Genomic DNA, 1,730 nt, shown 5'->3' with positions numbered 1-1,730 from the left:
GGGCGCAGCAACGCGGTATCATGCTTATTTTCAATGACGATACAAACTGATAAATAAGAAAGACCCCCCTATGTTTTTATGGCTTGCCCGGTTCAGCGACTGGTTTTCCGCACTGAACGTATTCCAATACACCACCTTCCGCGCAGTGATGGCGGCACTGACCGCACTGGCGTTTTCCCTGCTGCTCGGCCCGTGGACCATCCGCAAACTGACCGCGCTGAAAGTCGGCCAAGCCGTGCGCACCGACGGCCCGCAGACCCATTTGGTGAAAAACGGTACGCCGACCATGGGCGGCTCGCTGATTCTGACCGCCATTGCCGTGTCCACTTTGCTGTGGGGCAACTGGGCGAACCCGTATATTTGGATTTTGCTAGCCGTATTGCTGTCCACCGGCGCATTGGGTTTTTACGACGACTGGCGCAAAGTCGTCTATAAAGATCACAACGGCGTATCGGCGCGTTTCAAAATGGTTTGGCAGACCGCCGTTGCGCTCGGCGCGGGTTTGGCTCTGTTTTTCCTGGCCAGCAGCAACGCCAACGATATTTTAATTGTGCCGTTTTTTAAACAAGTCGCCCTGCCGCTGGGCGTGGTCGGCTTTTTGGTGTTGAGCTATCTGACCATCGTCGGCACCTCCAACGCCGTCAACCTGACCGACGGTTTGGACGGTTTGGCCGCGTTTCCCGTGGTGTTGGTGGCCGGCGGCTTGGCGATTTTTGCCTACGCCACAGGCCATGCCGAATTTGCCCGCTATTTGCAGCTGCCTTATGTCAGCGGCGCAAACGAAGCCGTGATTTTCTGCGCGGCGATGTGCGGCGCCTGCTTGGGCTTTTTGTGGTTCAACGCCTATCCCGCGCAAGTATTTATGGGTGACGTCGGCGCATTGGCGCTGGGCGCGGCACTGGGTACGGTAGCCGTGATTATCCGTCAGGAATTTGTCTTGGTGATTATGGGCGGCCTGTTTGTGGTCGAAGCCATTTCCGTGATGCTGCAGGTCGGCTGGTACAAGCGCACCAAAAAACGCATTTTCCTGATGGCGCCGATCCACCACCATTACGAGCAAAAAGGCTGGAAAGAAACGCAGGTTGTCGTGCGCTTTTGGATTATCACCATCGTATTGGTCTTAATCGGCCTGAGCAGCCTGAAACTGCGTTAAACGCCGCACGGCTGGGCGGGCTGGGCGTATTATTCCTTGTTAAACGACGATAAAAAGGCCGTCTGAAAAATGACCACACTTTATGACTTACTCGGCGCAGAACAAGGCGTGGGCGACATCGTGACCCGCTTTTACGATTTGATGGACTTGGAGCCAAAATACGCCGAACTGCGCCAAACCCACGGCGAAACCTTGGATTACGCCCGCGACCGCCTGTACAAATTTCTCAGCGGCTGGCTCGGCGGGCCGCCTTTATATGAAGAGGCGCACGGCCACCCGCGCTTGCGCCAGCGGCATATGCCGTTTCAAGTGGATATGCAGACGCGCAACCAATGGATTGCCTGCTTCGCCCAAGCCTTAAGCGAATTGGCGGTAGAGAAAAACTACGCCGAAGCCATGCTCATCCGCCTGTTTGCCCTCGGCGACTGGATGCGCAATCAACACGAGCCGGACTTCCCTCCGCCGCAACCGCCGATGATGGGCGAGCCCGAAGCGCGGATACCGGAATTGAAAGCGGTGTTGGCGGAATACGGCGTGCAAGGCTTTTTTGAGTAGCAATTGATTTTTCAGACGGCCT

General features: G+C 56.1%; 2 protein-coding genes. Both read left to right on the top strand.

Annotated elements, in window-relative coordinates:
- Positions 1-70: 70 nt before the first annotated feature.
- Positions 71-1,153, top strand: coding sequence for a phospho-N-acetylmuramoyl-pentapeptide-transferase (gene mraY, locus BDE01S_RS10365; RefSeq protein ID WP_066081254.1), 1,083 nt, complete (start codon positions 71-73; stop codon positions 1,151-1,153).
- 69 nt (positions 1,154-1,222) lie between these two features.
- Entirely contained in the window at positions 1,223-1,708 is a 486-nt protein-coding gene (locus BDE01S_RS10360; RefSeq protein WP_066081251.1) for a group II truncated hemoglobin, read from the top strand.
- Positions 1,709-1,730 lie beyond the last annotated feature (22 nt).

Source organism: Bergeriella denitrificans NBRC 102155 (genome assembly GCF_001592185.1).
Classification (GTDB): Bacteria; Pseudomonadota; Gammaproteobacteria; order Burkholderiales; family Neisseriaceae; genus Neisseria; species Neisseria denitrificans.
Note: the sequence above shows the minus strand (reverse complement) of the source record. Positions and strands in the feature narration are given on the sequence as shown.